The sequence below is a fragment of the Streptomyces sp. CA189 genome (genome assembly GCF_056428985.1).
Map to the genome: position 1 here is coordinate 1 of NZ_JBWJVM010000052.1, position 24,473 is coordinate 24,473.

The following is a 24,473-nucleotide window of genomic DNA, read 5'->3' on the forward strand; positions in this document are numbered from 1 at the left end:
GGGTGTCATGCGGGGGCACGGTCAGCCTCCCAGGGTGGTCAGGAGCCCGGCCAGGGCGGTGGCGGCGCTGACCGAGTCCACCAGCGGAGCCCACCGTTCCAGGGCCCCGCGGAGCCGGGGGACCAGGCCGGGCCGGATCTCCGAGGCCCCTTCCAGTCCCTCCGCGACCCCGTCCAGTTCGGCGTCGAGCGCCGCCCTGTCCTCGCCGCGCGGCAGCCGTACGAGGGCCGCGCGCAGCTCCAGTACGGCGTCGAGGAGGGCCTGCGGCCCGACGGTGTCCGCCTCCGCGCCCCCGTGGTGCACGGTGTTGGTGTTGTTGCTGCCGCCGATGCTGAACGCGCTGGCCGTGACCTCGCCGATGCGGACCGCGGGGTCCCGCCCGGCCGCGCCGGCACCCGTACCCGTACCCGTAACGCCGTCTTCAGTTGCCACCGGTACTCCCCTTGCCCTTGATGCTGTTGGTGTTGTTGCTGCCGCCCACGCTGAAGGCGCTGTGGTTCATCGACTGGATGAACACCCCGCCCTCGGCGACGTTGACCGCGCGCTGCGCGAACTCCTCCGTGTGCCAGCCCGCCTCGTGCAGCGCGACGACGACGCCCCCGACGACCCGGTCCTGAATGGTCTTCAGGAAGCGGTCGAGGTCCATCAGGTGGAACAGCGAGCCGTTGTCCTCGGAGGCCAGGTCGCGCACCGACACCCGCGGCCCCTCGGGCCGGGCCCCGCCGTGGCCGCCGGTGGCGATCCGCCACCAGCTCGCCAGGCCGCGGCCCAGCGTGGCCGCGGAGGCCGCGAGGGAGCCGGGGGTGTGGCGCAGGGCCCAGACGGCCTTGCCGAAGCCGTTGTTGTTGCGGTAGCGCTGGGCGTCCGCGTCCGCGTTGTGGAAGTCGGTCCGGACGGGCAGCAGCACGTGCGGCGCCACCTCCAGCATCATCATCCCGCCCTGCGTGTGGACCCGTACGAAGACGGTGACGACGAGGTTCTCGTCCCAGCCGCCCACCCGCACGCGCAGGAAGTGCCGGCGGCGCTCCCCGCCCTCCTCGATGGCGGCGGCCCGCTGCTCGCCGAACTGCCCGTGCACGACCTGCGCGGTGTCCCGGTGCGGCAGCCCGCCCGCGGGCAGGAACACGCACTCGTCCAGGACCAGTTCGCGCATCCGGTCGCCCACGGCGGCGGCCTGCGCCGGGGAACCGTGCGGGGAGGGCACCCGCAGGCGCTCCAGCAGCGGCACGATCCGCGCCAGGATGTGGGCGTTGGTGACCGGGACCGGCTTGCGCTCGGGGCCGAGGTCCTCGCGCGGGCGCAGTTCCACGGAGAGCTGCCAGGGCCGGAAGGGATCACCCGCCCCGCAGAACGGGTCGTTGACGTCGTACATGATCATCGGCGTGTGCTGTTCGGCCCGGATGCGCTGGCGGACCCGCTGGAAGCGGGCCCCCTCGGCGGCTTCGGCCGGGTCGTTCGCGTGGTCGGCGTAACGGCGCTCGGCGAGGTCGGTGGCGATGGTCCGGAAGACGTGTCCGCGCTGGAGCCCCACGACGGCGACCACCCCGGCGAAGACCACCGGCACCCACCAGAAGCCGACGGCGGCGGCGAGGTTCCCGCCGGTCGGGGCGAACGGCAGGAAGCCGCCCCCGCCCACCTCGTCCAGGACGCTGAGCACCGAGAACCCGCCGAAGACGAGGACGAGCAGGACGGCGGCCAGCGTCCACCAGACGTAGATCCGCAGGATCACGGACAGCACCCGCAGCACCGGGACGTTCCGGGCGCGCAGCCAGTCGGCCAGGCTCAGCAGCAGGAAGGGCAGGATCAGCGCGGCGAGGGCGCCGCCCGTGAGCAGGGAGCCGACGAACCAGGCCCCGAGGACTCCGGCGGCCCAGCCGAGTTCGGCGCGGCGGGCGCGCAGCGCGTGGGCGAGGACCCGGGAGGCGTCGTAGCCGTAGGAGGGGGCGACGATCCGTTCCTCGTGGACGTACAGCTCGTCGATGACCCGGTCGCGGTACCCGGCGTCGAGGTACGTGCCCGCGCACAGGAAGCGGCCGGCCTCGCTGAGGGAGGGGTGCACTGGGGGGCGGCCCGCGGAGGGATCAGCCCAACTGCCGCCGGGCTGAGGGGGAATCGGGATCTCGGTCACCGACCGACCTTAGGGTTCCCCTACATCGGGCGACAGAACGATTCACGCCAAACGCCCCGGCCAGGTTTGGCCGGGGCGTTGGGGTGATCACACCTGATTCGTACGGGGGCCAGCGCGGCCCGGCCGTACGAGGACGATCAGATCAGGCCGAGCTCGCGCACCGCGTCGCGCTCCTCGACGAGCTCCGCCACGGACGCGTCGATGCGCGCGCGGGAGAACTCGTTGACGTCCAGGCCCTGGACGATCTCGTAGCGGCCGTCCTTGGTGGTGACCGGGAAGGACGAGATGATGCCCTCCGGGACGCCGTAGGAGCCGTCCGACGGGATGCCCATGGAGGTCCAGTCGCCCGCCGCGGTGCCGTTGACCCACGTGTGGACGTGGTCGATGGCGGCGTTGGCGGCCGAGGCGGCCGAGGACGCGCCGCGGGCCTCGATGATCGCCGCGCCGCGCTTGGCGACGGTCGGGATGAACGTGTCGGACAGCCAGGCCTGGTCGTTGACCAGCTCGGCGGCGTTCTTGCCGGCGATCTCCGCGTGGAAGATGTCCGGGTACTGGGTCGCCGAGTGGTTGCCCCAGATGGTCAGGCGCTTGATGTCGGAGACGGCGGCGCCGGTCTTGGCGGCCAGCTGCGAGATCGCGCGGTTGTGGTCCAGGCGGGTCATCGCGGTGAAGCGCTCGGCCGGTACGTCCGGGGCGGCGGCCTGCGCGATGAGCGCGTTGGTGTTGGCCGGGTTGCCCACGACCAGGACCTTGATGTCGTCCGCGGCGTTCGCGTTGATCGCGGCGCCCTGCGGCTTGAAGATGCCGCCGTTGGCGGAGAGCAGGTCACCGCGCTCCATGCCCTTGGTACGCGGGCGGGCGCCGACCAGCAGCGCGACGTTGGCACCCTCGAAGCCCTTGTTCGGGTCGTCGAAGATGTCGATGCCGGCGAGCAGCGGGAAGGCGCAGTCGTCGAGCTCCATGGCGGTGCCCTCGGCGGCCTTCATGCCCTGAGGGATCTCCAGAAGACGGAGCCTGACCGGCACGTCCGCGCCGAGCAGGTGGCCGGAGGCGATGCGGAAGAGCAGCGCGTAGCCGATCTGGCCGGCGGCGCCGGTGACGGTGACATTCACGGGAGTGCGGGTCATGGCCTTCTCCGTTAGACAGCTGGCGGTGGGGCGTCCCTGCCCCATGTGCTGGGAGGACGCCGCTCCGTGGCCCAGTAAATCTTGACGTGAAGAGACATCCGCCGTCAGGCTATCCGACCCTGGACCACCCCAATCCCCCGCCCCGTGTGGCGCGGGGCACACGGGGCGTCCTCCGGGCGCGCCCCGGGGGCTCCGCGGGCTCCGTGGGCTCCGTGGGCTCAGCGGACCGTGAAGCGGACCGCGGTCTCCAGGAAGGGCACGTCCAGCCACGGGTTGGGCTCCATGACCAGCGCGAGCAGCGTGATCGCCAGGCCCAGCAGGCCGTACGTGACCATGTCCGTGAAGCGGGAGCGCACCGCGAGCATGCCCACGGAGGGCAGCAGGCGGCGCATCACCGAGCCCGCGATCAGCGCGATGCCGATCAGCAGGCACCCGCGGCGCGGGTAGCCCAGGGCGGTGAGCAGCAGTCCGACCGCCGTCGCGGCGAGGACGGCCAGCATCGGCCACTGCCGGGCCGGTGCCGGAGCGTCACCGGGCGCGGCCCGGCCGCCGCCCTCGGGACGCGCGGTGTCCCGGGTGACGGAGGGGAACCGCCTGGACCTGGCCCCTTCGGTGTCCTCGGCGGCCGCGGGAATCGGAGTCCGCCCGCCGGCGGGCTCCGCGGTCGGCCCGCCGCCCTCGTCTTTCGCGGCCCAGCTCGGAACCGGCCGCGAGGCCGCGGGGGCCGGGGCGGCCGCCGGGGCGCGAGCGGGCTCGGGGGTGGCGCCGGGCTCCGGCTCGCGCTCAGCCGGCACGGGGAACCGCCCGCTCGGCGGCCTCGACCACGTTGACGAGCAGTTGCGCCCGGGTCATCGGGCCGACGCCGCCCGGGTTCGGGGAGATCCAGCCGGCCACGTCCGCGACGCCGGGGTGCACGTCCCCGACGATCTTGCCGTTCTCGTCGCGGCTGACGCCGACGTCGAGCACGGCCGCGCCCGGCTTCACGTCCTCCGGCTTGACCAGGTGCGGCACACCGGCCGCCGCGACGATGATGTCGGCCTGCCGCAGCTGGGCGGCCAGGTCCCGAGTGCCGGTGTGGCACAGCGTCACCGTGGCGTTCTCCGACTTGCGGGTGAGCAGCAGGCCCATGGAACGCCCGACCGTGATTCCGCGGCCGAGGAGCACCACGTGCGCGCCGTTGATCTCGACGCCGTGGTGGCGCAGCAGCCGGACGATCCCGTACGGGGTGCACGGCAGCGGGCCCGGCTCGTTCAGGACCAGCCTGCCGAGTGACATCGGGTGCAGGCCGTCGGCGTCCTTAGCCGGGTCCATGAGCTCCAGGACCCGGTTGGTGTCGATGCCCTTGGGGAGCGGGAGTTGCACGATGTAGCCGGTGCACTCCGGGTTGGCGTTCAGCTCCCGCACGACCTCCTCGATGTCCTCCTGGGAGGCCGTCGCGGGCAGTTCGCGCTGGAGGGAGGCGATGCCGACCTCGGCGCAGTCCTTGTGCTTGCCGTTGACGTACCAGCGGCTGCCCGGGTCGTCGCCGACCAGCAGGGTGCCGAGGCCCGGGGTGATGCCCCGGGCCTTGAGCGCCGCCACGCGGGCGGTCAGTTCGGACTTGATCGCGGCTGCGGTGGCCTTGCCGTCGAGAATCTGGGCGGTCATGGCCCCATCCTCCCGGATGGAGCGGTCACGGATCCAGTCGCGGCCGCCGTGAGGCCGGTCCGTCTTCGTCTCCGTTTTCGTTGCACTTGCACAACAAGTGACCGGCCGACCCCGGAGCGGCTGGACAAGTCCACCCCGGCCGGACGACGATGCGGGGAAAGAGTGCCGCAGGCAGTGCCGGGGGGCGGGCCGCACGACTTGCAGTTAATCCTCCGCGCTTGCCGTGCGTCCCCGCACTTCCACGGAGGAACACCCAAAGATGAGCTTCGGCGACCCCAACAACCCCTACGGACAGCAGCCCCAGCCCCCGCAGGGCCAGCCGGGCTACGGCCAGCAGGCCCCGCAGGGCGTCCCGCCGCAGGGCGGCTACGGCTACCCGCAGCCGGGTACCCCCTTCGGCGGCCAGCAGCCCGGCACCATCCAGGCCAACAACGGCTTCATCAACGTCGCCGGTCTCGGCACCGTCGCGGTCGCCACGATGGGCCGCCGCTTCGGCGCGCGCGTCATCGACGGCCTCGTCATCGGTGTCCTGTACTTCGTGCTGAGCGCGGTCGGCATGGCGGGTATCTTCGGCGCCTCCTCGGGCATCGAGGACTGCACGGGCATGGACCCGCTGACCCCCGCCTACGAGACCTGCGTCAACAACTCGGCCGAGGCGGCCGGCGGCATCATCGCCGCGTTCCTGGGCTTCCTGCTCATCTTCTTCGTCGCCACTCTCCTCTACGAATGGCTGATGATCGCCTTCCTGGGCGCGACCGTCGGCAAGCTGGCGCTCGGTCTGAAGGTCGTCAAGGAGAACACGGGTCAGGTCCCGGGCATCGGCGGTGGCTTCATCCGCTGGATCATCCCGATGGTCGGCTCGCTGCTCTGCGGCATCGGCCAGCTGCTCGTGTACTTGTCCCCGTTCTTCGACAACTCGGGCAAGCTGCAGGGCTGGCACGACCGCGCCGCCGGCACGATCGTCGTCAAGAAGTGACTCCTTGACATCCTGAGCACCACCGAGCACCCGTTGGTCGGGTGACCGCTCCACGGCGAAGGCCGCGTCCCGCACTGCGGGACGCGGCCTTCGTTCGTCCGGGCGCATCGGGCGGCCCGGTGCCGGTCAGTGGAAGAAGTGGCGCGTGCCGGTGAAGTACATCGTCACGCCGGCCTTCTTCGCGGCCTCGACGACCAGCTCGTCGCGCATCGAACCGCCCGGCTGGACCACGGCCTTGATGCCGGCGGCCGTCAGGATCTCCAGCCCGTCCGCGAAGGGGAAGAAGGCGTCGGAGGCGGCGTACGAGCCCTGCGCGCGCTCGGCGCCCGCCCGCTCGACGGCCAGCTTCGCGGAGTCGACGCGGTTGACCTGGCCCATGCCGACGCCGACCGAGGCGCCGTCCTTGGCGAGCAGGATCGCGTTGGACTTGACGGCCCGGCAGGCCTTCCACGCGAAGGCGAGGTCGGCGAGCTCGTCGGCGGAGAGGGCCTCGCCGGTGGCGAGGGTCCAGTTGGCCGGGTCGTCGCCCTCGGCCTGGCCCCCTCCCTTTCCGAACGTGTCCGACTGCTGGAGCAGCACCCCGCCGGAGATGGGCTTGAGCTCGGCCGGCTGGTGCGGGTGGCCCTCGACCTTCAGGACGCGGATGTTCTTCTTCTTCGCGAGGACCTCGACGGCGCCCGGCTCGAAGTCGGGGGCCACGATGACCTCGGTGAAGATCTCCGCGACCTGCTCGGCGAGCTCGACGCTCACCGGGCGGTTGACGGCGATGACCCCGCCGAAGGCGGAGGCCGTGTCGCAGGCGTGCGCCTTGCGGTGGGCCTCGGCGACGTCCTTGCCCACCGCGATGCCGCACGGGTTGGCGTGCTTGATGATCGCGACGCAGGGCTCTTCGTGGTCGTAGGCGGCGCGGCGGGCCGCGTCGGTGTCCACGTAGTTGTTGTAGGACATCTCCTTGCCGTGGAGCTGCTCGGCGTTGGCGAGCCCGCCCGGCTGACCGTCCGTGTAGAGGGCGGCGGCCTGGTGGGGGTTCTCGCCGTAGCGGAGGGTGGACTTGCGCTCCCAGGCGCCGGCCAGGAACTCGGGCAGCACGGCTTCCGGCTCCGGGGCGTACGCGTTCGTGAACCAGGAGGCCACGGCGACGTCGTACGCGGCGGTGTGCTGGAAGGCCTCGGCCGCGAGCCGCTTGCGGGCGGTGAGGTCGAAGCCGCCGCCCTGGGCGGCGGCGAGCACGGCGTCGTAGCGCGCCGGGCTGGTGACCACGGCCACCGAGGGGTGGTTCTTGGCGGCGGCGCGGACCATCGAGGGGCCGCCGATGTCGATCTGCTCCACGCACTCGTCCGGGGTCGCGCCCGACTGGACGGTCGCGAGGAAGGGGTAGAGGTTGACGATCACCAGGTCGAAGGGCTCGACGCCCAGCTCGGCGAGCTGGTTGCGGTGGTCCTCCAGGCGCAGGTCGGCGAGGATGCCGGCGTGCACGCGCGGGTGCAGGGTCTTGACGCGGCCGTCCAGGCACTCGGGGAAGCCGGTCAGCTCCTCGACCTTGGTGACGGGCACCCCGGCGGCGGCGATCTTCGAGGCGGTGGAGCCGGTCGAGACCAGCGCGACACCGGCCTCGTGCAGGCCGCGGGCCAGCTCTTCCAGTCCCGTCTTGTCGTAGACGCTGATGAGCGCGCGCCGGATCGGGCGCTTCGACGCGGCGAGGTCCTCGCCCTCTGCGGTCACGGTCTCTGCGGTCCCTGCGGCCTCTGCGGCGGTCACTGGATTGTTACCTTTCGTCCCTCGATGCGGTAGCCGTGCCGGGCCAGGCGCCCCACGACGTCGACGAGCAGCTCGCGCTCGACTTCCTTGATCCGCTCATGGAGAGCGGCTTCGTCCTCTTCGTCCCTGACCTCGACCACACCCTGGGCGATGATCGGACCGGTGTCCACGCCGGCGTCCACGAAGTGGACGGTGCAGCCGGTGACCTTCGCGCCGTAGGCGAGGGCGTCCCGTACACCGTGGGCACCCGGGAAGGCAGGGAGGAGGGCGGGGTGGGTGTTGACGAACCGGCCGCCGAAGCGGCCGATGAACTCCGGCCCGACGATCTTCATGAAACCCGCCGAGACCACCAGGTCGGGCGCGTGCGCGTCCGTGGCCCCGGTCAGGGCGGCGTCCCACTCCGCACGGCTCGCGTACGCCTTGACCGGGCACACGAAGGTGGGGATCCCGGCCTTCTCGGCGCGCTCCAGGCCGGCGATGTTCTCGCGGTCGGCTCCCACGGCGACGACTTCGGCGCCGAAGCCCTCGGGTCCGCCGGGGTGGGCGTCGATGGCGTCGAGCAGGGCCTGGAGGTTGGTGCCGGATCCGGAGACCAGCACGACCAGGCGGGAGGCGGCCATGGGAGGCCCTTTCTCGTCGAGCGGGGGCGCCTCCCGGCGTGAACCGGGGGCGCGTCGTTCGTCTTGTGCGATCGTATGAAAACTCGGGTCCCTGAGATACGGGGGACCATACGAAGCCACCGACCGCCTGCAACGATACCGGCACACCGGACGGCCCCCGAGGGACGGGGGGACGGGTGGGCGGTAGCGTCTGGCGTACACGCCGTAAACAGGCCTCGGACGTCCCAGCGGCGTCCACGACACAGGGGATGAAACACACCCGATGCCGGACCGCCCCCAGCCCGACCGCTCCACCGACGACAATCCCTTCGCGGCGCCCCCGGAAGGCCGGCCCGACCAGCTCTGGGAGCCGCGCGCCGGCGGCGACGGCGGCGACAAGCAGAACCCCGGGTCGGGACCGGGCACGGATCCCGGGTCGGGACCGGCGCGCTGGGACCCCACGGACCCGATCCAGCGGCGGGCCCGGTACGCGCTGCTGGCCGGCATGTGGGGCTTCTTCTTCGGGGTCTTCGGCATCCCGTCGATGGGGCTGCTGCTGGGCGCGCTCGCGCTGTACTGGGGGATCAGCGCGCTGCGCGGGGCCCCGGCGAAGGCGTCCGGGGACGGTGCGCAGGGCGCCTCGGGCCGTACCGGCGCCTCGGCGGCGGACGTGGGTACGGGGATGGGCAGGGGTGCCGCCCCGGATGCGGGTGCCGGTGCTGCCACGGGTGCGGGTGCGGCCCGGGGCGGGCTGGCGGCGCTGGGTGCCGCCGCCCGGCCCCAGCGGACGGCGGCGGCGAGCGGCCTGGTGACCGCTTCGCTGGCGATCCTGCTGGCGCTGTCCTCGTACGCGGTGCAGCTCACGTACAAGGACTTCTACGTCTGCAAGCAGGACGCCCTCACCAAGCCGGCCGAGCTGCAGTGCAACGACCTGCTGCCGGACAACTTCATCGGCAAGATGCTCGAGGTCCAGCGGTAGCTAGTCGATCCGGGCGGCCTCCGGATCGGGCTGTGCGGCCTGTTCGGCCTGTTGGGCCTGTTCGGCCTGGACCGGGTCCGCGTTCGTCGCCGTCGCCGATTCCGGCTTCCGGCGGGTCAGTACGCGGGATCCGGTCACCGGCGGGACGAGCGGGGCCGGGGGCGGTACGAGTGCCCCGGGCGCGGGTGCGGGCTCCGGCGCGGGGCCGGGCGTCCCGGCGATCGCCGGGGGCGGCTCCGCGGGCAGCGCGGGGATCGGGATCGGGGTCAGGTCCAGCTTGAGGCCGGGCATGACCAGCACGGGACGCTTCGGCGGTGCGGACACCGGCCGGGGCGCCTCCTGCGGAACCCGGGCCGGGGGCGGCCCGTCGCCCTCCGCCGGGGTGCTGGAGAAGTCCGGGACCAAGGTGCCCGCCGCACGGCGCAGGGCCGCCCAGCGGACCTCGCGCACGCCGCTGTCGTGCCAGCCGTCCTCGGAGCCCGCGCCGGCCAGGCCCCTCGCGGGCCGGTTCCGCCAGGCGTGCACGGCGACGGCCAGCGGGACCGCGAGGACCAGGGTCCAGCCCAGGGCCGCCCCGCCCGCCTGCCACCACACGGGACCGAAGGCGGCCAGCTCCCGGGAGCCGACCGGCCCCGCCGAAGCCGCGGCGAGGGCGGCCGTGGCCAGGCCGCACACCAGCGAGCCCAGCGCGGCCGTGAGCGCGGTCTCCCCGTACGAGACATCGCGTGCCCGGCGTACCGCGAACCAGCCCACCGCCAGCCCGGCCACCACCGGCACCGCGCCGACGGCCCAGGTCAGCGGCGTGCCGGGACCCTCCGCGGGCAGCGCCGCGAGCAGCGGGAAGCGCGGCATCGCGGGCGAGCCGCCGAAGCCGAGCGGGGTCGCGGCGGCTCCGGTGCCCAGCGCGAAGCCGGGGCCGAGGGCATAGGCGGCGCCCCAGACGACGGCGTTCGGGATCAGCACGAGGGCGAGCAGCAGCACCGCGAAGCGGCCCGACCAGACCCCGGTCAGCGCCGCGAAGGAACCCTGCACCTCCGCCCCGTGCCAGGCCAGTGAGGCCCCGACCAGCAGGGCTCCGCCGCCGAGGAGCACCAGCAGCCCGCCGATGCCGGCCCGCAGCGCGAGGGCGTAGCGGGGCCGGGCGAGCCGGCCGGGAAGCTGCCCGAGCGGTCTCCCCCGGGCCTCCCAGACCCCGCCGGCGGCGGCGAGGGCGGCGACGATCGGGAGGTGCCAGGCCGCGCTGAGCGGGTCCGCGGGCATCGGCCCGGCGGCTGCGTACACGACGGCCAGGGCGCCGACCCCGAGGTAGCCGCAGAGCACGGCGGCGAACACCACGCTCGCGGGCAGCGGCTCCGCGCCCCGGTCCTCCTGCGCGGCGCTGCCGAGCCGGGCGGCACGCCGGATGAGCAGCGCGGGCAGGGCCACGAGCAGCAGCGGGGTCAGGCCGATGGGGGCGGGCACCCCGGAGAGGGTGTCGTAGCGGACGAGATCGGTCCCGTGGGCGAGCAGCCAGAGGCCCGCGGCGAGGTGCAGCGCGCCGCCGGGGCCGCTGTCCGGGTAGGGGGAGCTGATCCACAGCACGATGACGAGCACGGCGAGGAAGCCGAGCCCCAGTACTGCGGCGACGGCGCCACCCACGACACACGCGGCGGCCGCCGGTGAACGGCGCCGTGCGGGGGCCCTGGGGGGCATGGGCAACGAGGTCCCGCGTTCGGTCACTTGGGTCACCCCGCCATGGTGCCAACGACACGCGCTATGGGCGGGTAACAGGCGAATGACCGTGGTGTCGCTCAATATACGTTTATGTACTTTTTCGCTCAGGGCGTCCGGGTCGCGGGGAGTGTGGCATGACACAAAGCGTCACGGAGCTGGGCCTCCCCACCCCGAAGGAACGCCGACGCCTGCGCGAAGCGGCCGACCTGACGCACGAAGAGGTCGCGGCGGCGGTGGGGGTCACCTCGAACACGGTCCGCTCCTGGGAGACCGGCCGCACCCACCCCAGGGGCCGCAAGCTGGAGGCCTACTCCAAGCTCCTGAGCCGCCTGTCCACGGACCAGGGGGTCGACTCCGCCCCCTCTGGCTCCTCTGGCTCCTCTGGCTCCTCTGGCGCCTCTGCCCCCTCTGCCCCCTCTGCCCCCTCTGGCCCGTCCGGCCCCACGGGGCGCACCGACGGCTCGGCTTCCCCGGACGGCCCTGCCGCGGGTTCCGCTGCCCCAACCGCCGCCGGTACGCCCGTCCGACCCGCCTGGGCCAACGGCACCGCCACACCGCGGGCCGGCACACCGCAGGCCGCGTCCGCCGCGTCCGCCACGTCTGCCGTCGGCGCGTCCGACGCAACCGGCCCCGCCGCGGCGGACACGGACGGGGCGTCAGCCGCGGACACCGCGCCCGCCGACCGGGCCGACAGCGGTACGGAGCGCGCCGAGGCGGCAACCGGCACCGCCCCCGCGGACGCAGACACGGCGTCAGCCGCCGAGGCCCCCGAGGGCCGGTTCGGGCTGCGCATGATGCGCGGACTCACCCGGCCCGCCGGGGCCCAGACCCGGCCCAAGGCCGCCGCCAAACGCGCCGCGAAGCCCCCCGTCGGGGTGCCCCGGCACGAGGCCAAGTCCCCGGTCAGGGCCGGAGCCGCCACGGGCGGCGGCAACGGCGGCGGCCCCGCCACCCTCCGCCCCGGCGGCCCGCTCCCCCCGGGCAGCGGTACGGGTAGCGGTACGGGCACGGCCCCTGCCAGCGGCTCGGGCGGCGGGCCCGACTCCGCGCCCCGCTCCGGGAAGGCAGCCGCGCCGAGCACCGGGCGGGGCGCCGGGAAGCCCGCCGGGCCGGGCTCCGAGTCGGCAGCCGCTTCGGGCGCCGGGCCGGATACCGCGTCGGGCGCCGCCTCGGGCGCCGAGGCCACCGTTCCGGCGGACGCCCCCGGGGGAGCCGCCGGCCCGGCGGGCGGCCCGGCCGTGGAGGCCCGTACGGCCCCCCAGGACGCCCCCGGCGAGGACCCCGCGACGGAGACGGCGACCGCCGCCTTCGACGCCCTCTACGACCGCACGGCCCCCGCCCTGTCCCGTCAGGCCTACCTCCTCACCGGCCGCCACGCCCTCGCCTGCGAGGCCGTGGAGCGCGCCTTCCAGCAGGCGTGGGAGCGCTGGCCCGAGGTCGCCACCGACCCCGATCCGGTCGGCTGGCTGCGCGCGGCGACGTACGAGTACGCGCTCTCCCCCTGGCACCAGTTCCGGCGTTCCCACCGGCACCCCGACGAGCCCCCGGCCGACCCCGCGGACCGCGTGCTCCTGGACGCGATGCTCGGGCTGCCCCCGGCCCACCGCCGCACCGTGCTGCTCTACGACGGTGTCGGCCTGGACCTCCCCGACACCGCCGCCGAGACCGAGGCGTCCACGCCGACCGCCGGCAGCCGGCTCGTCAACGCGCACGCCGACCTCGCCGACCAGCTCCCCGAACTGGCCGACGTAGCACCCGAGAAGCAGTCCGCCGTGCTGCGCGAGCGGCTCGGCACGCTGACGCCGGCCGTCCGGCTGGAACCGCGCGCGGCAGCCGTCGTACGGGTGGCCGGCGAGCACCGCACCCGGCTGTGGACGCGTGCGGTGGTGGGCGTGACGGCGGTCATCGCCGCGGCGACGACCTACACCGCGGTGACCGCGCCGACCGAGTACGAGCCGCCGCGCGCCCCCGGCGCGAGCGTGTCGGGCGTGCCCCCGCACAGCGGCCCTCAGCAGCTCACGGACGAGGGCCGGCAGCTCCACGACAAGCTGCTGTCCGATCCGTCGGCGGGCCCCTCCCGGATCACGCCGAGCCTCGAATAGCCGTACGGCCGGCGTTCCCCGCGTACGGAAACGGAAAACGGAAACGGGCGTGGCCCGCACCCCTCACAGGGTGCGGGCCACGCCCGCTACCGCGCGGCGTCTACTGCGCGGCGTTCAGGATCTCGCGCGCCAGCTTCGCGGTCTCGGTCGGCGTCTTGCCGACCTTCACGCCCGCGGCCTCCAGGGCTTCCTTCTTGGCCTGTGCGGTGCCAGAAGAGCCGGAGACGATGGCGCCCGCGTGGCCCATGGTCTTGCCCTCGGGGGCGGTGAAGCCCGCGACGTAGCCGACGACCGGCTTGGTGACGTTCTTCGCGATGAAGTCCGCCGCCCGCTCCTCGGCGTCGCCGCCGATCTCGCCGATCATGACGATCAGGTCGGTGTCGGGGTCCGCCTCGAACGCCTCCAGGGCGTCGATGTGCGTGGTGCCGATGACCGGGTCGCCACCGATGCCGACGGCGGAGGAGAAGCCGATGTCACGGAGCTCGTACATCATCTGGTAGGTCAGCGTGCCCGACTTGGACACGAGACCGATGCGGCCGGGCTTGGTGATGTCGCCCGGGATGATGCCGGCGTTGGACTCGCCGGGGGTGATCAGACCCGGGCAGTTCGGGCCGATGATCCGCGTCTTGTTGCCCTTGGACGTCGCGTACGACCAGAAGGCGGCGGAGTCGTGCACCGCGATGCCCTCGGTGATGACGACGGCCAGCGGGATCTCGGCGTCGATCGCCTCGACCACGGCGGACTTGGCGAACGCCGGCGGGACGAAGAGGACGGAGACGTTGGCGCCCGTCTTCTCCATCGCCTCGGCGACGGAGCCGAAGACCGGGACCTCGGTGCCGTCGAAGTCGACGGTCGTGCCGGCCTTGCGCGGGTTCACGCCGCCGACGATGTTGGTGCCGTCAGCCAGCATCAGCTTGGTGTGCTTCATGCCCGTGGCACCGGTCATGCCCTGGACGATGACCTTGCTGTCCTTGTTGAGGAAGATAGCCATGTGAGTCTGTGACCTCTGCCCTTACTTCGCAGCCGCGAGCTCGGCGGCCTTGTCGGCCGCGCCGTCCATGGTGTCCACGCGCTGAACCAGCGGGTGGTTGGCGTCCGAGAGGATCTTGCGACCCAGCTCGGCGTTGTTGCCGTCGAGGCGGACGACCAGCGGCTTGGTGACCGCCTCGCCCTTGTCCTCGAGCAGCTGCAGCGCCTGGACGATGCCGTTGGCGACCTCGTCACAGGCGGTGATGCCACCGAAGACGTTGACGAAGACGGACTTGACGTCCGGGTCGCCGAGGATGATCTCGAGACCGTTGGCCATGACGGCGGCGGAGGCGCCACCGCCGATGTCCAGGAAGTTGGCGGGCTTGACGCCGCCGCCATTCACCGACGTGTACGCCTCGCCGGCGTACGCGACGACGTCGAGGGTGCTCATGACGAGACCCGCGCCGTTGCCGATGATGCCGACCTCGCCGTCGAGCTTCACGTAGTTGAGGTTCTTCGCCTTGGCGGCGGCCTCGAGCGGGTTCGCGGCAGCGTGGTCCACGAACTCCTCGTGGCCCGGCTGGCGGAACTCGGCGTTCTCGTCGAGCGAGACCTTGCCGTCGAGCGCGATGACGTCGCCGTTGGCGACCTTCGCGAGCGGGTTGACCTCGACGAGGAGCGCGTCCTCGGCGATGAAGGTCGCCCACAGGGTCACGAGGACCTCGGCGACCTTCTCGGCGACCTCGGCCGGGAACTGCGCCAGCGCGACGATCTCGCGGGCCTTCTCGATGGTCACGCCCTCGTTGGCGTTCACCGGGACCTTGGCGAGCTTCTCCGGGGTCTCCTCGGCGACCTGCTCGATGTCCATGCCGCCCGCGACCGAGGCCATGGCCAGGAAGGTGCGGTTGGTGCGGTCGAGGAGGTACGAGACGTAGTACTCCTCCAGGATCTCCGGAGCGGTCTCGGCGATCATCACCTTGTGGACCGTGTGGCCCTTGATGTCCATCCCGAGGATGTCCGTCGCCCGGGCGACGGCCTCGTCCGGGGTGGCGGCGAGCTTCACGCCGCCGGCCTTGCCTCGGCCGCCGACCTTCACCTGCGCCTTGACGACCGACTTGCCACCCATGCGCTCGGTGGCCTCGCGGGCTGCCTCAGGCGTGTCGATGACTTCACCGGCCAGCACCGGTACACCGTGCTTGGCGAAGAGGTCCCTCGCCTGGTACTCGAACAGGTCCACGCGCGTCCGTCCCTTGTCTTTTTTAAAGATTCGCAGTGATTCGCGGTTGTCTGCTATCTGCGTGGGCGTGCCGCGGAGGGCAACGTGACGGCGCTGTCACAAGGAAGGCGCACACGGTGACCGTGGACGCGGCATGTCCGTCCCGCAGGTTATCCCCGTGGGACGTAGGTCCCTAAATCACAGATCACACCTGAGCGGTGATACCTGTCACAGATCGCCTCACGGTTGAACTGCATCTTCGTGCGATCTGCCGATGGCCGGCCGCCGCGAGGGGTCCTCACGGGACGGGCAGGGGCCGCTTCTCCAGCGCCGCGGCCATCACCTCCGGGAACAGGTCGGGGGTGCAGGCGAAGGCCGGGGCGCCGAGCGCGGCGAGGGCGGCGGCGTGGTCCCGGTCGTAGGCGGGCGCGCCCTCGTCGGACAGCGCGAGCAGCGTCACGAACTCCACCCCCGCCGCCTTCATCGCCGCGACCCGCTTGAGCATCTCGTCGCGTATGCCGCCCTCGTAGAGATCGCTGATGAGGGCGACGACGGTGTCGGCGGGGCGGGTGATCTTCGACTGGCAGTAGGCGAGCGCGCGGTTGATGTCGGTGCCGCCACCGAGCTGGGTGCCGAAGAGCACGTCGACCGGATCGTCGAGCTGGTCGGTCAGGTCCACCACGGCCGTGTCGAAGACGACCAGCCTGGTCGCGATCGAACGCATCGAGGCCAGCACCGCCCCGAAGACGGAGGCGTAGACGACCGAGGCCGCCATGGAGCCCGACTGGTCGATGCAGAGGATCACCTCCTTCTTCACGGCCCGCGCGGCGCGGCCGTAGCCGACCAGCCGCTCCGGGACGACGGTCCGGTACTCGGGCAGGTAGTTCTTCAGGTTCGCCCGGATGGTCCGGTCCCAGTCGATGTCCGCGTGCCGGGGCCGGCTGATCCGGGCGGATCGGTCGAGCGCACCCGTCAGCGTGGCCCGCGTCCGGCTCGCGAGCCGTTTCTCCAGCTCCTCGACCACCTTGCGGACCACGGCGCGGGCGGTCTCCCGGGTGGTCTCGGGCATGGCCTTGTTGAGGGAGAGCAGGGTGCCGACGAGGTGCACGTCCGGCTCCACCGCCTCCAGCATCTCGGGCTCCAGCAGCAGGGCGGACAGCCCGAGCCGCTGGATCGCGTCCCGCTGCATGACCTGCACGACGGAGGTGGGGAAGTACGTACGGATGTCCCCGAGCCAGCGCGCCACGTTGGGCGCGGACCCGCCGAGCCCGGCCGACCGCTCCCCGGCCCGCTTGCGGCCGCCGCCGCCCTGGGACCCGTAGAGCGCCCCGAGCGCGGCATCCATCCCGGCGTCCGCCCCGCTCAACGCACACCCGGTCCCCTCCCCCTCTCCCCCACCGAGCACCATCCGCCACCGCCGCAGCCGCTCCGCGCCGCCGCCGTCCGCTCCCGCACCAGCCATCTGCCTACCTCCCGCTCTCGAAGCAATACCAACCACCACGGGCCGCCCGCCGACCGGTGCCGCTGCGCGGGGCGGAGTCCCCTACCCGCCCTTCCACCGTTCCCCGGGCTCCGCCCGGACCCCGCTCCTCAAACGCCGGAGGGGCTGGATTCGGCCGGGGCGGGCTGGATGGCGCGGAGCGCCCTTTCAGCCTCGCCGGCGTGTGAGGCGCGGGGTCCGGGCGGAGCCCGGGGAACCCCCCCGCCCCGCGGCCCCCCGCAGCCCGCCCACCGGGCCCGGGCCGCCGCGGCCCCGGCCTCACCCCGGCGCCCCCGCCAGCAGCAGCCGGACCAGGTCCACCTCCGCGTCCGCCCGGACCGGGTCCAGCTCCGCACCGAAGCCGGCCGGGGCCGCACCGGATCCCGGCCCGGCGGACGGCCCCACCCCGGCCGGCCCACGGCGGACCAGCTCTCCCAGCGTCCGCCGAACCCCCACCTCGTACGCCCCGAAGGTCCTCCGCAGCAGCGGCAGTACGTCGACGAACGCCCGCTCCGGCACCGACACCAGCCAGCCGTCGATCAGCCCCAGCAGCCGCTCGTCGTGCACCAGCAGCGTGCCGCCGCCCGAGCCCCCGCCCGCGAACCCCTCGATCCAGCCCGCCGCGTCGGCCGGCGCGCACGCCGGGGACAGCGCGAGCCCCATCAGCCGCGCGGTCTCCTCGGGCGGGAGCCGCCCGTCGTCGAGCAGCAGCCGCGCCGCCCGCCCGCGTATCAGCCCGGGGACGGTGTCCCGCCCGGCCAGCGTCCGCAGCACCGCCGCCCAGCGCTCCCGCAGGCCGTCCGGGGCCGGCCCTTCCAGCGGACCCTTCAGCGGCCCCTCCAGCAGCCCGACCGCCCGGTGTACGCCGTCCACGTGCCCCCGCAGCTCCTCCGCCGCGTCGGCGTCCAGCCCCGCCGCGCAGGCGGGCGGCAGCGCCACGCATATCCGCTCCGCGAGCCCGGCCGCCACCGTCCCCAGCGCCGCCGCGTCGGTGCCCCGTACGTCCCCGTAGCGCAGCGAACGGGCCAGTGCGGGCAGCGCCTTGGCCAGGCCCGCCACGTCGGTGTCCAGCGCCGCCCGGTCGGCGAGGGCGCGCAGTACGGCGGGCAGGGCCGCGGAGAGCCCGGCCAGCAGGCACCGCTCCGCCAGGGCGGTGACCTCGCCCAGCTCCCCGGCGCCCGCCGCGTCGGCCTCGGCCCTGGCGGTGGCCGCCCCGAGGACCGTGGTCCCCCAGATGCCGGCTTCGGCCACCCGCACCGCGAGCTCCGGCTCCCATCTCAGCCGCCAGGTCTCGCGGAAGGTGCCCGTGCTCCCCCGGGAGGCCGTCGGGACGCCCCAGTCGATGCCGAGCAGCCGCAGCCGGTGCAGCAGCAGGGACTTGGCCGCGTCGGTGTCCTTGCGCAGGTCGAGCTCCAGCTCCCGGTCCTGCGCCTCGGGCTTGAGCCGCAGCGAGCGCTGCTGCCGGGTGAGGTCGCGCTGGAGCGGTACGACGGGCGCCGCGTCGGGGACTTCACCGAGCACGTCGCCGACGACGAGCCGGTCCTCGATCAGCGCGAGCGGTATGTCGGAGCCGTCGCACATCACCGCCCGGACCGCTTCCAGGGTTTCCGTCAGCCCCGGCACCGGCCGGCCCCGCATCGCGGCCAGGGTGTCGGCGAGCCGGACCGCTTCGATGACGTGGGCCGGGGACACCTGCCGGTCCTCCTCGCGGAGCAGGCCCGCGACCTTGGTCAGCCAGCGCTCGACGGGCCGGTCCCGGGCCTCGAAGAGGTGGGCGTACCAGCCGGGCGAGGTGATGCCCGCGCCGTACCCTCCGGCCCGGGCGAGGCGCCGGTGGGTCCAGGGCACCCAGGTGGTCTCCACCTTGACCTTGGGCAGTCCGGTGAGGAGCGCCTTGTCGGCGGCCGCGGTGGTCTTCGCCCGCAGGGCCGGGACGTGCCAGGCCCCGCAGACGACGGCGTAGGCGTCGCCGAACTCCCGGCGTGCGGCCCGCATCCGCTGCCGCATGTACGCCTCGCGCACCAGGTCCCGGTGGTGGCCGCCCGCTCCGTACTCCTCGCGCAGGGCGCCCATGGCCTCCCCGAGCGCCTCGAACGCGGCCAGCGGGTCGGCGGCCGGTCCGGCCCCGCCGCGGTGCTCGACCACGTCCTCCCACCACCGCTCGGGGTCCTCGTACCCGGCGGTCTCGGCCAGCACGGCCAGCGGATCCAGTCGTACGGAGCCGCGCGCCGCGCCGCTCCCTTCCCCGCTCCCTTCCCCGCGCCCCTCCTCGACCGCGTCCTCGGCTCCCTCTCCCTCTCCCTCTCCCTCCCCGCTCTCCGGCGCGGCCAGCGAGTGCGCGGCCGGGAGGTCGATGAACCGGACCGGGACCTCCCGCTCCTGCGCCCACCGGATGGCCGCCCATTCCGGGGAGAAGCCGGCCAGCGGCCAGAACGCGGCCCGGCCGGGGTCGTCGGCCGCGTGGGCGAGCAGGGCGACGGGGGGCCGCATCCCCGGGTCCGCGGCCAGCGGCAGCAGGGCGTCCCCCTCCGGCGGCCCCTCGATCAGCACCGCCGCCGGCCGCGCCGCGTCCAGGGCGGCCCGCACCGCGCGGGCGGAGCCGGGCCCGTGGTGCCGTACGCCCAGCAGCAGCGGGCCCGTGGCGTACGGGCCGCCGCCGTCCGGGCCCGTGGTCCCCGGGCTCATGCCGTCACCTCCCGGCAGGCCCGGTAGAAGTCCTTCCAGCCGTCGCGCTCGCGGACCACGGCCTCCAGGTACTCCTGCCAGACGACCTGGTCGGCCGCCGGGTCCCGGACGACGGCCCCGAGGATCCCCGCGGCCACGTCGGAGGGGCGCAGGACGCCGTCCCCGAAGTGGGCGGCCAGCGCGAGGCCGCCCGTGACCACCGAGATGGCTTCCGCGGTGGACAGGGTGCCGCTGGGCGATTTGACCTTCGTGCGACCGTCGGCGGTGACTCCGCCGCGCAGCTCCCGGAAGACGGTGACGACGCGGCGGATCTCTTCCAGGCCCTCCGGGGCGGCGGGCAGGTCGAGGGCGCGGCCCAGCTGGTCGACGCGGCGGGCGACGATGTCGACCTCGGCGTCGGCGGTGGCGGGCAGCGGCAGGACGACGGTGTTGAAGCGCCGGCGCAGCGCGCTGGAGAGCTCGTTGACCCCGCGGTCGCGGTCGTTGGCGGTGGCGATGAGGTTGAAGCCGCGCACGGCCTGCACCTCCTGGCCGAGCTCAGGTATCGGGAGCGTCTTCTCGGACAGGACGGTGATGAGGGTGTCCTGGACGTCGGCGGGGATCCGGGTGAGCTCCTCGACGCGGGCGGTCATGCCCTCGGCCATGGCCCGCATGACCGGGCTCGGTACGAGCGCTTCGCGGCTCGGGCCGTGGGCGAGGAGTCGGGCGTAGTTCCAGCCGTACCGGATGGCCTCCTCGGGGGTGCCGGCGGTGCCCTGGACGAGGAGCGTGGAGTCTCCGCTGACGGCGGCGGCGAGGTGCTCGGACACCCAGGTCTTGGCGGTGCCGGGCACGCCGAGGAGCAGTAGGGCCCGGTCGGTGGCGAGGGTGGTGACGGCGACTTCGACGATCCGGCGCGGGCCGACGTACTTGGGTGTGATGACGGTGCCGTCTTCGAGCGTGCCGCCCTGCAGGTACGTCGCCACCGCCCACGGGGAGAGTTTCCAGCGGGCCGGGCGGGGCCGGTCGTCGGCGGCCGCCAGGGCTTTCAGTTCGTGCGCGAAGGCGTCTTCGGCGTGCGGTCGCAGCGCCTCTGCGGTGGTCTCGTTCCCGGTCGTGGCCATGGTCCCCCTCCAATGCTCCGCAGCCGCTTCCGACTGCTGGAACCACGATGCACCCGACCACTGACAACGGGCCCCGGAGGATGCGTCGTTGCAGGTCAGAGGGATTGTCAGTGGGGGTCTCTACGGTGGAACACATGACTGAGCAGGGGGTCCGCTGGACAGCGGAACAGGTACTGGCTCTGGCTCCTGACGACGCCTCACGCAAGGCGGGGGCCAGACTCGGCGGGGCGGGGCCGTGGTCACAGACCGGAGGTTCCGCTTCCGGTGCGGTGTGGGGGTTGTGCAAGGGCAGCGGCAGCAAGCCGTACCGGACGGTCGTCGACCTGTCCGGGCCGGCGTACAAGTGCTCCTGCCCGAGCCGGAAGTTCCCGTGCAAGCACGCGCTGGGCCTGCTGCTGCTCCGGGCCGCGGAGGGGCTGGACGCCCCGGCCGGCGACCCGGCCGGCGATCCGGCCGGGGCTCCGGACTGGGCGGGCGAGTGGCTCGCGGAGCGGGCGGCGAAGGCCGCCCGGCCCGCCGCCGACCGCTCCGGCCGGACCGGACCGGCGGACGCGGAGGGGGCCCGCAAGCGGGCCGAGCGGCGGGCGGCCCGGATCGGCGCCGGCGTCACCGAGCTGGAACAGCGGCTCGCGGACCTGGTGCGCGGCGGCCTCGCCGGTCAGGAGCGGGCGGGATACGCGGCCTGGGAGGAGACCGCCGCCCGGATGGTCGACGCCCAGGCGCCCGGACTGGCCGCCCGGGTGCGGGAGTTGGGGACGATACCCAGTTGCGGCACCGGCTGGCCCGCCCGGATGCTGGAGGAGGCCGCGCTGCTGCACCTGCTGGACCGGGCCTGGCTGGGGGTTTCCGGGTTGCCGGAGCCGCTGGCCGCGACGGTCCGCAGCCGTCTGGGACTGCAGCCCCAGACGGACGGCGAGGCCGTACGGGACCACTGGCTCGTGCTGGCCCAGTACGACACGGCGTCACCGGACGGCCGTCTCACCACCCGCCGGATATGGCTGCGCGGGCTGGCGAGCGGGCGGCCGGCCCTGGTCCTGGACTTCGGCCCGCCCGGGCGACCGCCGGGGCTGGCGCTGCCCGTCGGCTTGGTGCTGGAGGCGGAAGCCCGCTTCCGGCCCGGCTCGGCGGGGCTGCGCGCGGACCTCGGGGAGAGGTTCGCGCCGGCCGTCCCGTGCCGGGCCGCGCCGACCGGCGTGAGCACGGGCGCGGCGCTGGAGGCGTACGGCGCGGCACTGCGCGAGGACCCCTGGCTGGAGTCCTGGCCGGTGGTGCTCGGCCCGGTGGTTCCGATACCGGGAGGACAACAGGGAGCGCAACAAGGGGGAAGACAGGGGGAACCGCGAGGGGAGCAACAGAGCTCAACAGCCTGGCAATTGGCGGACGCGGAGGGGACGTCCGCGCTGCCCGTGCCCTCGACCGGGGCCGGGAGCCGGCCCGGGACGGGGCTGTGGCAGTTGGCCGCGCTCTCGGGGGGCGGCCCGTTGACGGTGTTCGGCGAATGCGGACACCGCGGATTCACCCCGCTGACGGCCTGGCAGCCGGACTCACCGGAGCCGGTGGTGCTGGGCTGAGCGGGCGGTAGGGGGAAGGCGGCGGCGCGGGGGCGCCGACGTATTCGAAACGAGTGAGCCGGGGGGCTTTCGTGGACGACAACCACGCCAGTTGAGGCAGTAAATCGGGCTGCTCCGGTCCCGCGGAGGGGGCGGGACCGGAGCACGAGGGAAAGAGGGAGGGGATCCGGTGAACACGACCACGGACACGACGACGGACTCGGCCTACGGGGACGGGGGCTGGGACGAGCTGGTGGCCGCCGCACTGCTGGGTACCGAGCGGCGCCGGGGCAGTCCCGAGGCACTGCTCGGGGCCGCGGCCGTGCAGACGGTACGGCGCCGGGCCGGGCTGAGACCCGCCGAGGCGGGTCCCCGGCCCGAGCCCGCGCCGCGCGACCCGCGTCCGGAACCCCCGGAGGCGGCCCGGAGGCGGCTCGCGCAGCTGTTGGCGGGCCGGGCCGGTGCGGGCAGCGGCAGCGGGCGGCGGGGGGCCGCCCCGGACCTGACGGAGCTGCTGCCGCAGTGGCTGGCCGCCGCCGGACAGCACGGGTACCGGGCACCGGACTCGCTCGTGCCCGCCCTGCTGGACGTCGCGCGGGCCCGCAGCGACCTCCGGCCGCAGGCGCTGGCCCTGGCCGGTACGCGCGGCCTGTGGCTGGCCCGGCTCAATCCGGACTGGCGGTTCGCGCTGCGCGGGGGATCCGGGGGCGCCGGTGAACTGCCCGACGCGAAGGACGCTGCGGGGGTGGAACGGCTGTGGCAGGAGGGGCTGTTCGCGGAGCGGGTCGCGCTGCTCGGCCTCGTACGGGCCCACGAGGCGGCCGCCGGGCCGCGGCTGCTGGCGACCACGTGGAGCACCGAGCGGGCCGAGGACCGGCTGATGTTCCTCGACTCCCTGCGGGTGGGGCTGTCGGCGGGTGACGAGCCCTTCCTGGAGGCCGCATTGGGCGACCGCAGCCGCAATGTCCGCGCGACCGCCGCCGAGCTGCTCTCCGCGCTGCCGACCTCGGCGCTGGCCGGGCGGATGGCGGAGCGGGCGCTGGCCTGCGTGGGCCCGGAGGGGGTGACGCCACCGGCCGAGTGCGATGCGGGCATGCTGCGCGACGGCGTGGTCAAGCGGCCGCCGGCCGGGCGCGGGGAGCGGGCCTGGTGGCTGGGCCAGTTGGTGGACTCCGCGCCGCTGTCGTGCTGGCGGGACCGGTTCGGGGGGCTCGGCCCGGCGGAGATCGTGGCGCTGCCGGTGGCCGAGGGCTGGGCGGAGGAACTGCACGCGGCGTGGTGCCGGGCCGCGGTGCGACAGGGCGACCCCGCGTGGTCGCAGGCCCTGCTCGGCCCGGCGTCCGCGCCGCCCGCGGCGGGACCGGCGACGGCATCGCTGGCGGAGCGGGCGAAGCTCCTGTCGACCCTCGGGGAGGAGGAACGGGCGGCGTGGGTCGCGGAGTTCATACGCGCACACGGGCTGTCGGAGGCGTTCCAACTGCTCGGGGTGTGCGTGGTGCCGTGGGCGGGGGCGCTGGGGAGGGCGGTGATCGAGGCGCTGGACTCCGCGCGGGACGCGGGGGGCTACCCGTGGAGCTTCAGCGGGGTCATGGGGCTGGCGGAGCGGTGCCTTGATCCTGCGGAGGCGGGGCGGCTCGATGCGTTGGCGGCGGAGCCGGTGGAGGAGGGGGGTGCGGCGGCGTACTGGTCGGAAGCCTTCCAGCGACTGGTCGCCACCCTGCGCCTACGGGCCGCCCTACACGCGGAACTGTCCCCGCCACGCTGAGCACTGGTCCCACCTGGGCGCGGCGCCCAGACCCGGGATACCGCCCCGGCCCTGGGGGCTGGCCCGGTCCTGGGGGGGGCTGGCCCCGGCCTGAGGGGGGCGGCCCCGGCCGGGGGGGCTGGCCCCGGCCTGGGATGCCGATCCCGCCCCGGGGTGCCGAGCCCGCCCCCGGGGTGCCGAGCCCCGACGTGCGTGTCGCCGTCGGCAGCGTGCGGGGAGGAGCCCTGCGGGGCCGTCCCCTACCCGCCCTTCCACCGTTCGCCGGGCTCCGCCCGGACCCGCGCCTCAAACGCCGGCGAGGCTGGGAATGCCACCGGGCCCTGCCCACACCCGCGCTCAAACGCCGGACGGGCCGGGAAGGGGTCCCGGGCTGCGCCCAGACCCGGTCCTCAAACGCCGGACGGCTGAAATGCCAAACCCGGCGGCTGAAGAGACCCACCCTCCGGCGGGGCTGGAGGGTGCAGCCCGGGACGGGGACGGGGGCGGGGTGGGGTGTTGGCCGGGACGTAAAGCGTGATTTGTGGCGCACAAGGAAGCCCGACGCTGTCGAAGCTGCGCACAGGGCGCCTAAATCATGCAGTCCAGGCCGACACCCCACCCCGCCCCCGGCACCGGCCCACCCCCGCAGCCATACAGACACCGACCACACCCCAGCCCCGCCGGCGTTTGAGGCGCA

Annotated in this window: 18 protein-coding genes; 5 read left to right on the plus strand and 13 right to left on the minus strand. The window is 74.2% G+C overall.

Annotated features, from left to right (window positions below; genetic code table 11):
• Positions 1–21 precede the first annotated feature (21 nt).
• The 5 genes from AC061S_RS29990 to AC061S_RS30010 form a co-directional block, all read right to left on the minus strand.
• On the minus strand, positions 22–432 hold the full coding sequence (locus tag AC061S_RS29990) for a hypothetical protein (protein ID WP_478689024.1): 411 nt from the start codon (positions 430–432) through the stop codon (positions 22–24).
• On the minus strand, positions 422–2,128 hold the full coding sequence (locus tag AC061S_RS29995; protein WP_478689025.1) for a hypothetical protein: 1,707 nt from the start codon (positions 2,126–2,128) through the stop codon (positions 422–424). Before AC061S_RS29995 ends, AC061S_RS29990 begins: the two co-directional genes overlap by 11 nt.
• A 137-nt stretch (positions 2,129–2,265) precedes the next feature.
• Positions 2,266–3,255, minus strand: coding sequence for a malate dehydrogenase (locus tag AC061S_RS30000; protein ID WP_478689026.1), 990 nt, complete (start codon positions 3,253–3,255; stop codon positions 2,266–2,268).
• Positions 3,256–3,473: 218 nt separating this feature from the next.
• On the minus strand, positions 3,474–4,049 hold the full coding sequence (locus AC061S_RS30005) for a DUF3017 domain-containing protein (protein WP_478689027.1): 576 nt from the start codon (positions 4,047–4,049) through the stop codon (positions 3,474–3,476).
• Positions 4,039–4,902 (minus strand): bifunctional methylenetetrahydrofolate dehydrogenase/methenyltetrahydrofolate cyclohydrolase, encoded by an 864-nt coding sequence (locus AC061S_RS30010; RefSeq protein ID WP_478689028.1) that lies wholly within the window; start codon positions 4,900–4,902, stop codon positions 4,039–4,041. Before AC061S_RS30010 ends, AC061S_RS30005 begins: the two co-directional genes overlap by 11 nt.
• Before the next feature lie 259 nt (positions 4,903–5,161).
• Here AC061S_RS30010 and AC061S_RS30015 point away from each other — a divergent pair, with 259 nt between their 5' ends.
• Positions 5,162–5,878: an RDD family protein gene (locus tag AC061S_RS30015; protein ID WP_478689029.1), complete on the plus strand. Its 717-nt coding sequence runs from the start codon at positions 5,162–5,164 to the stop codon at positions 5,876–5,878.
• Positions 5,879–6,004: 126 nt separating this feature from the next.
• Here the strand turns inward: AC061S_RS30015 and purH are convergent, their stop codons facing one another.
• Both purH and purN read right to left on the minus strand, forming a co-directional pair.
• Positions 6,005–7,600 (minus strand): bifunctional phosphoribosylaminoimidazolecarboxamide formyltransferase/IMP cyclohydrolase, encoded by a 1,596-nt coding sequence (purH, locus tag AC061S_RS30020; protein WP_478689065.1) that lies wholly within the window; start codon positions 7,598–7,600, stop codon positions 6,005–6,007.
• A 32-nt stretch (positions 7,601–7,632) separates the two neighbouring features.
• Positions 7,633–8,256: a phosphoribosylglycinamide formyltransferase gene (gene purN / locus AC061S_RS30025; protein ID WP_478689030.1), complete on the minus strand. Its 624-nt coding sequence runs from the start codon at positions 8,254–8,256 to the stop codon at positions 7,633–7,635.
• A 262-nt stretch (positions 8,257–8,518) separates the two neighbouring features.
• On the opposite strand from purN, the gene AC061S_RS30030 reads away from it, so the two are divergent.
• The gene (locus tag AC061S_RS30030; RefSeq protein WP_478689031.1) at positions 8,519–9,214 is read left to right on the plus strand and encodes a hypothetical protein; all 696 of its coding nucleotides are present in this window, start codon (positions 8,519–8,521) and stop codon (positions 9,212–9,214) included.
• On the opposite strand, the gene AC061S_RS30035 is transcribed toward AC061S_RS30030, so the two are convergent.
• Positions 9,215–10,942 (minus strand): cell division protein PerM, encoded by a 1,728-nt coding sequence (locus AC061S_RS30035; protein WP_478689032.1) that lies wholly within the window; start codon positions 10,940–10,942, stop codon positions 9,215–9,217. It lies immediately after the preceding gene.
• Positions 10,943–11,061: 119 nt separating this feature from the next.
• Here AC061S_RS30035 and AC061S_RS30040 point away from each other — a divergent pair, with 119 nt between their 5' ends.
• The gene (locus AC061S_RS30040) at positions 11,062–13,029 is read left to right on the plus strand and encodes a helix-turn-helix domain-containing protein (protein WP_478689033.1); all 1,968 of its coding nucleotides are present in this window, start codon (positions 11,062–11,064) and stop codon (positions 13,027–13,029) included.
• 100 nt (positions 13,030–13,129) lie between these two features.
• On the opposite strand, the gene sucD is transcribed toward AC061S_RS30040, so the two are convergent.
• From sucD to AC061S_RS30065, 5 genes are all read right to left on the minus strand, one after another.
• Positions 13,130–14,020, minus strand: a complete 891-nt coding sequence (gene sucD, locus AC061S_RS30045; RefSeq protein WP_478689034.1) for a succinate--CoA ligase subunit alpha — start codon at positions 14,018–14,020, stop codon at positions 13,130–13,132.
• 21 nt (positions 14,021–14,041) lie between these two features.
• Positions 14,042–15,235 carry an ADP-forming succinate--CoA ligase subunit beta gene (gene sucC, locus AC061S_RS30050; protein WP_478689035.1) on the minus strand — a complete coding sequence of 398 codons (1,194 nt, stop codon included), beginning with the start codon at positions 15,233–15,235 and terminating at the stop codon, positions 14,042–14,044.
• A 277-nt stretch (positions 15,236–15,512) separates the two neighbouring features.
• Positions 15,513–16,676 carry a VWA domain-containing protein gene (locus tag AC061S_RS30055; RefSeq protein ID WP_478689036.1) on the minus strand — a complete coding sequence of 388 codons (1,164 nt, stop codon included), beginning with the start codon at positions 16,674–16,676 and terminating at the stop codon, positions 15,513–15,515.
• Positions 16,677–16,973: 297 nt separating this feature from the next.
• Positions 16,974–19,379, minus strand: a complete 2,406-nt coding sequence (locus tag AC061S_RS30060) for a DUF5682 family protein (RefSeq protein ID WP_478689037.1) — start codon at positions 19,377–19,379, stop codon at positions 16,974–16,976.
• Positions 19,376–20,482, minus strand: a complete 1,107-nt coding sequence (locus AC061S_RS30065; protein WP_478689038.1) for an ATP-binding protein — start codon at positions 20,480–20,482, stop codon at positions 19,376–19,378. Before AC061S_RS30065 ends, AC061S_RS30060 begins: the two co-directional genes overlap by 4 nt.
• Positions 20,483–20,616: 134 nt before the next feature.
• Here AC061S_RS30065 and AC061S_RS30070 point away from each other — a divergent pair, with 134 nt between their 5' ends.
• Positions 20,617–22,053 (plus strand): SWIM zinc finger family protein, encoded by a 1,437-nt coding sequence (locus AC061S_RS30070; RefSeq protein ID WP_478689039.1) that lies wholly within the window; start codon positions 20,617–20,619, stop codon positions 22,051–22,053.
• Positions 22,054–22,222: 169 nt separating this feature from the next.
• Entirely contained in the window at positions 22,223–23,797 is a 1,575-nt protein-coding gene (locus AC061S_RS30075; RefSeq protein ID WP_478689040.1) for a DUF5691 domain-containing protein, read from the plus strand.
• The last annotated feature ends 676 nt before the right edge of the window (positions 23,798–24,473 follow it).

What these genes read in the sequence shown, in the direction of transcription:
- AC061S_RS30000 (WP_478689026.1), bottom strand. Translation starts at nt 3,255, where the DNA reads ATGACCCGCACTCCCGTGAATGTCACCGTCACCGGCGCCGCCGGCCAG.
- AC061S_RS30040 (WP_478689033.1), top strand. Translation starts at nt 11,062, where the DNA reads ATGACACAAAGCGTCACGGAGCTGGGCCTCCCCACCCCGAAGGAACGC.
- AC061S_RS30070 (WP_478689039.1), top strand. Translation starts at nt 20,617, where the DNA reads ATGACTGAGCAGGGGGTCCGCTGGACAGCGGAACAGGTACTGGCTCTG.
- AC061S_RS30030 (WP_478689031.1), top strand. Translation starts at nt 8,519, where the DNA reads ATGCCGGACCGCCCCCAGCCCGACCGCTCCACCGACGACAATCCCTTC.
- AC061S_RS30060 (WP_478689037.1), bottom strand. Translation starts at nt 19,379, where the DNA reads ATGAGCCCGGGGACCACGGGCCCGGACGGCGGCGGCCCGTACGCCACG.
- AC061S_RS30010 (WP_478689028.1), bottom strand. Translation starts at nt 4,902, where the DNA reads ATGACCGCCCAGATTCTCGACGGCAAGGCCACCGCAGCCGCGATCAAG.
- AC061S_RS30065 (WP_478689038.1), bottom strand. Translation starts at nt 20,482, where the DNA reads ATGGCCACGACCGGGAACGAGACCACCGCAGAGGCGCTGCGACCGCAC.
- AC061S_RS30015 (WP_478689029.1), top strand. Translation starts at nt 5,162, where the DNA reads ATGAGCTTCGGCGACCCCAACAACCCCTACGGACAGCAGCCCCAGCCC.
- sucD (WP_478689034.1), bottom strand. Translation starts at nt 14,020, where the DNA reads ATGGCTATCTTCCTCAACAAGGACAGCAAGGTCATCGTCCAGGGCATG.
- purN (WP_478689030.1), bottom strand. Translation starts at nt 8,256, where the DNA reads ATGGCCGCCTCCCGCCTGGTCGTGCTGGTCTCCGGATCCGGCACCAAC.
- AC061S_RS30055 (WP_478689036.1), bottom strand. Translation starts at nt 16,676, where the DNA reads ATGGCTGGTGCGGGAGCGGACGGCGGCGGCGCGGAGCGGCTGCGGCGG.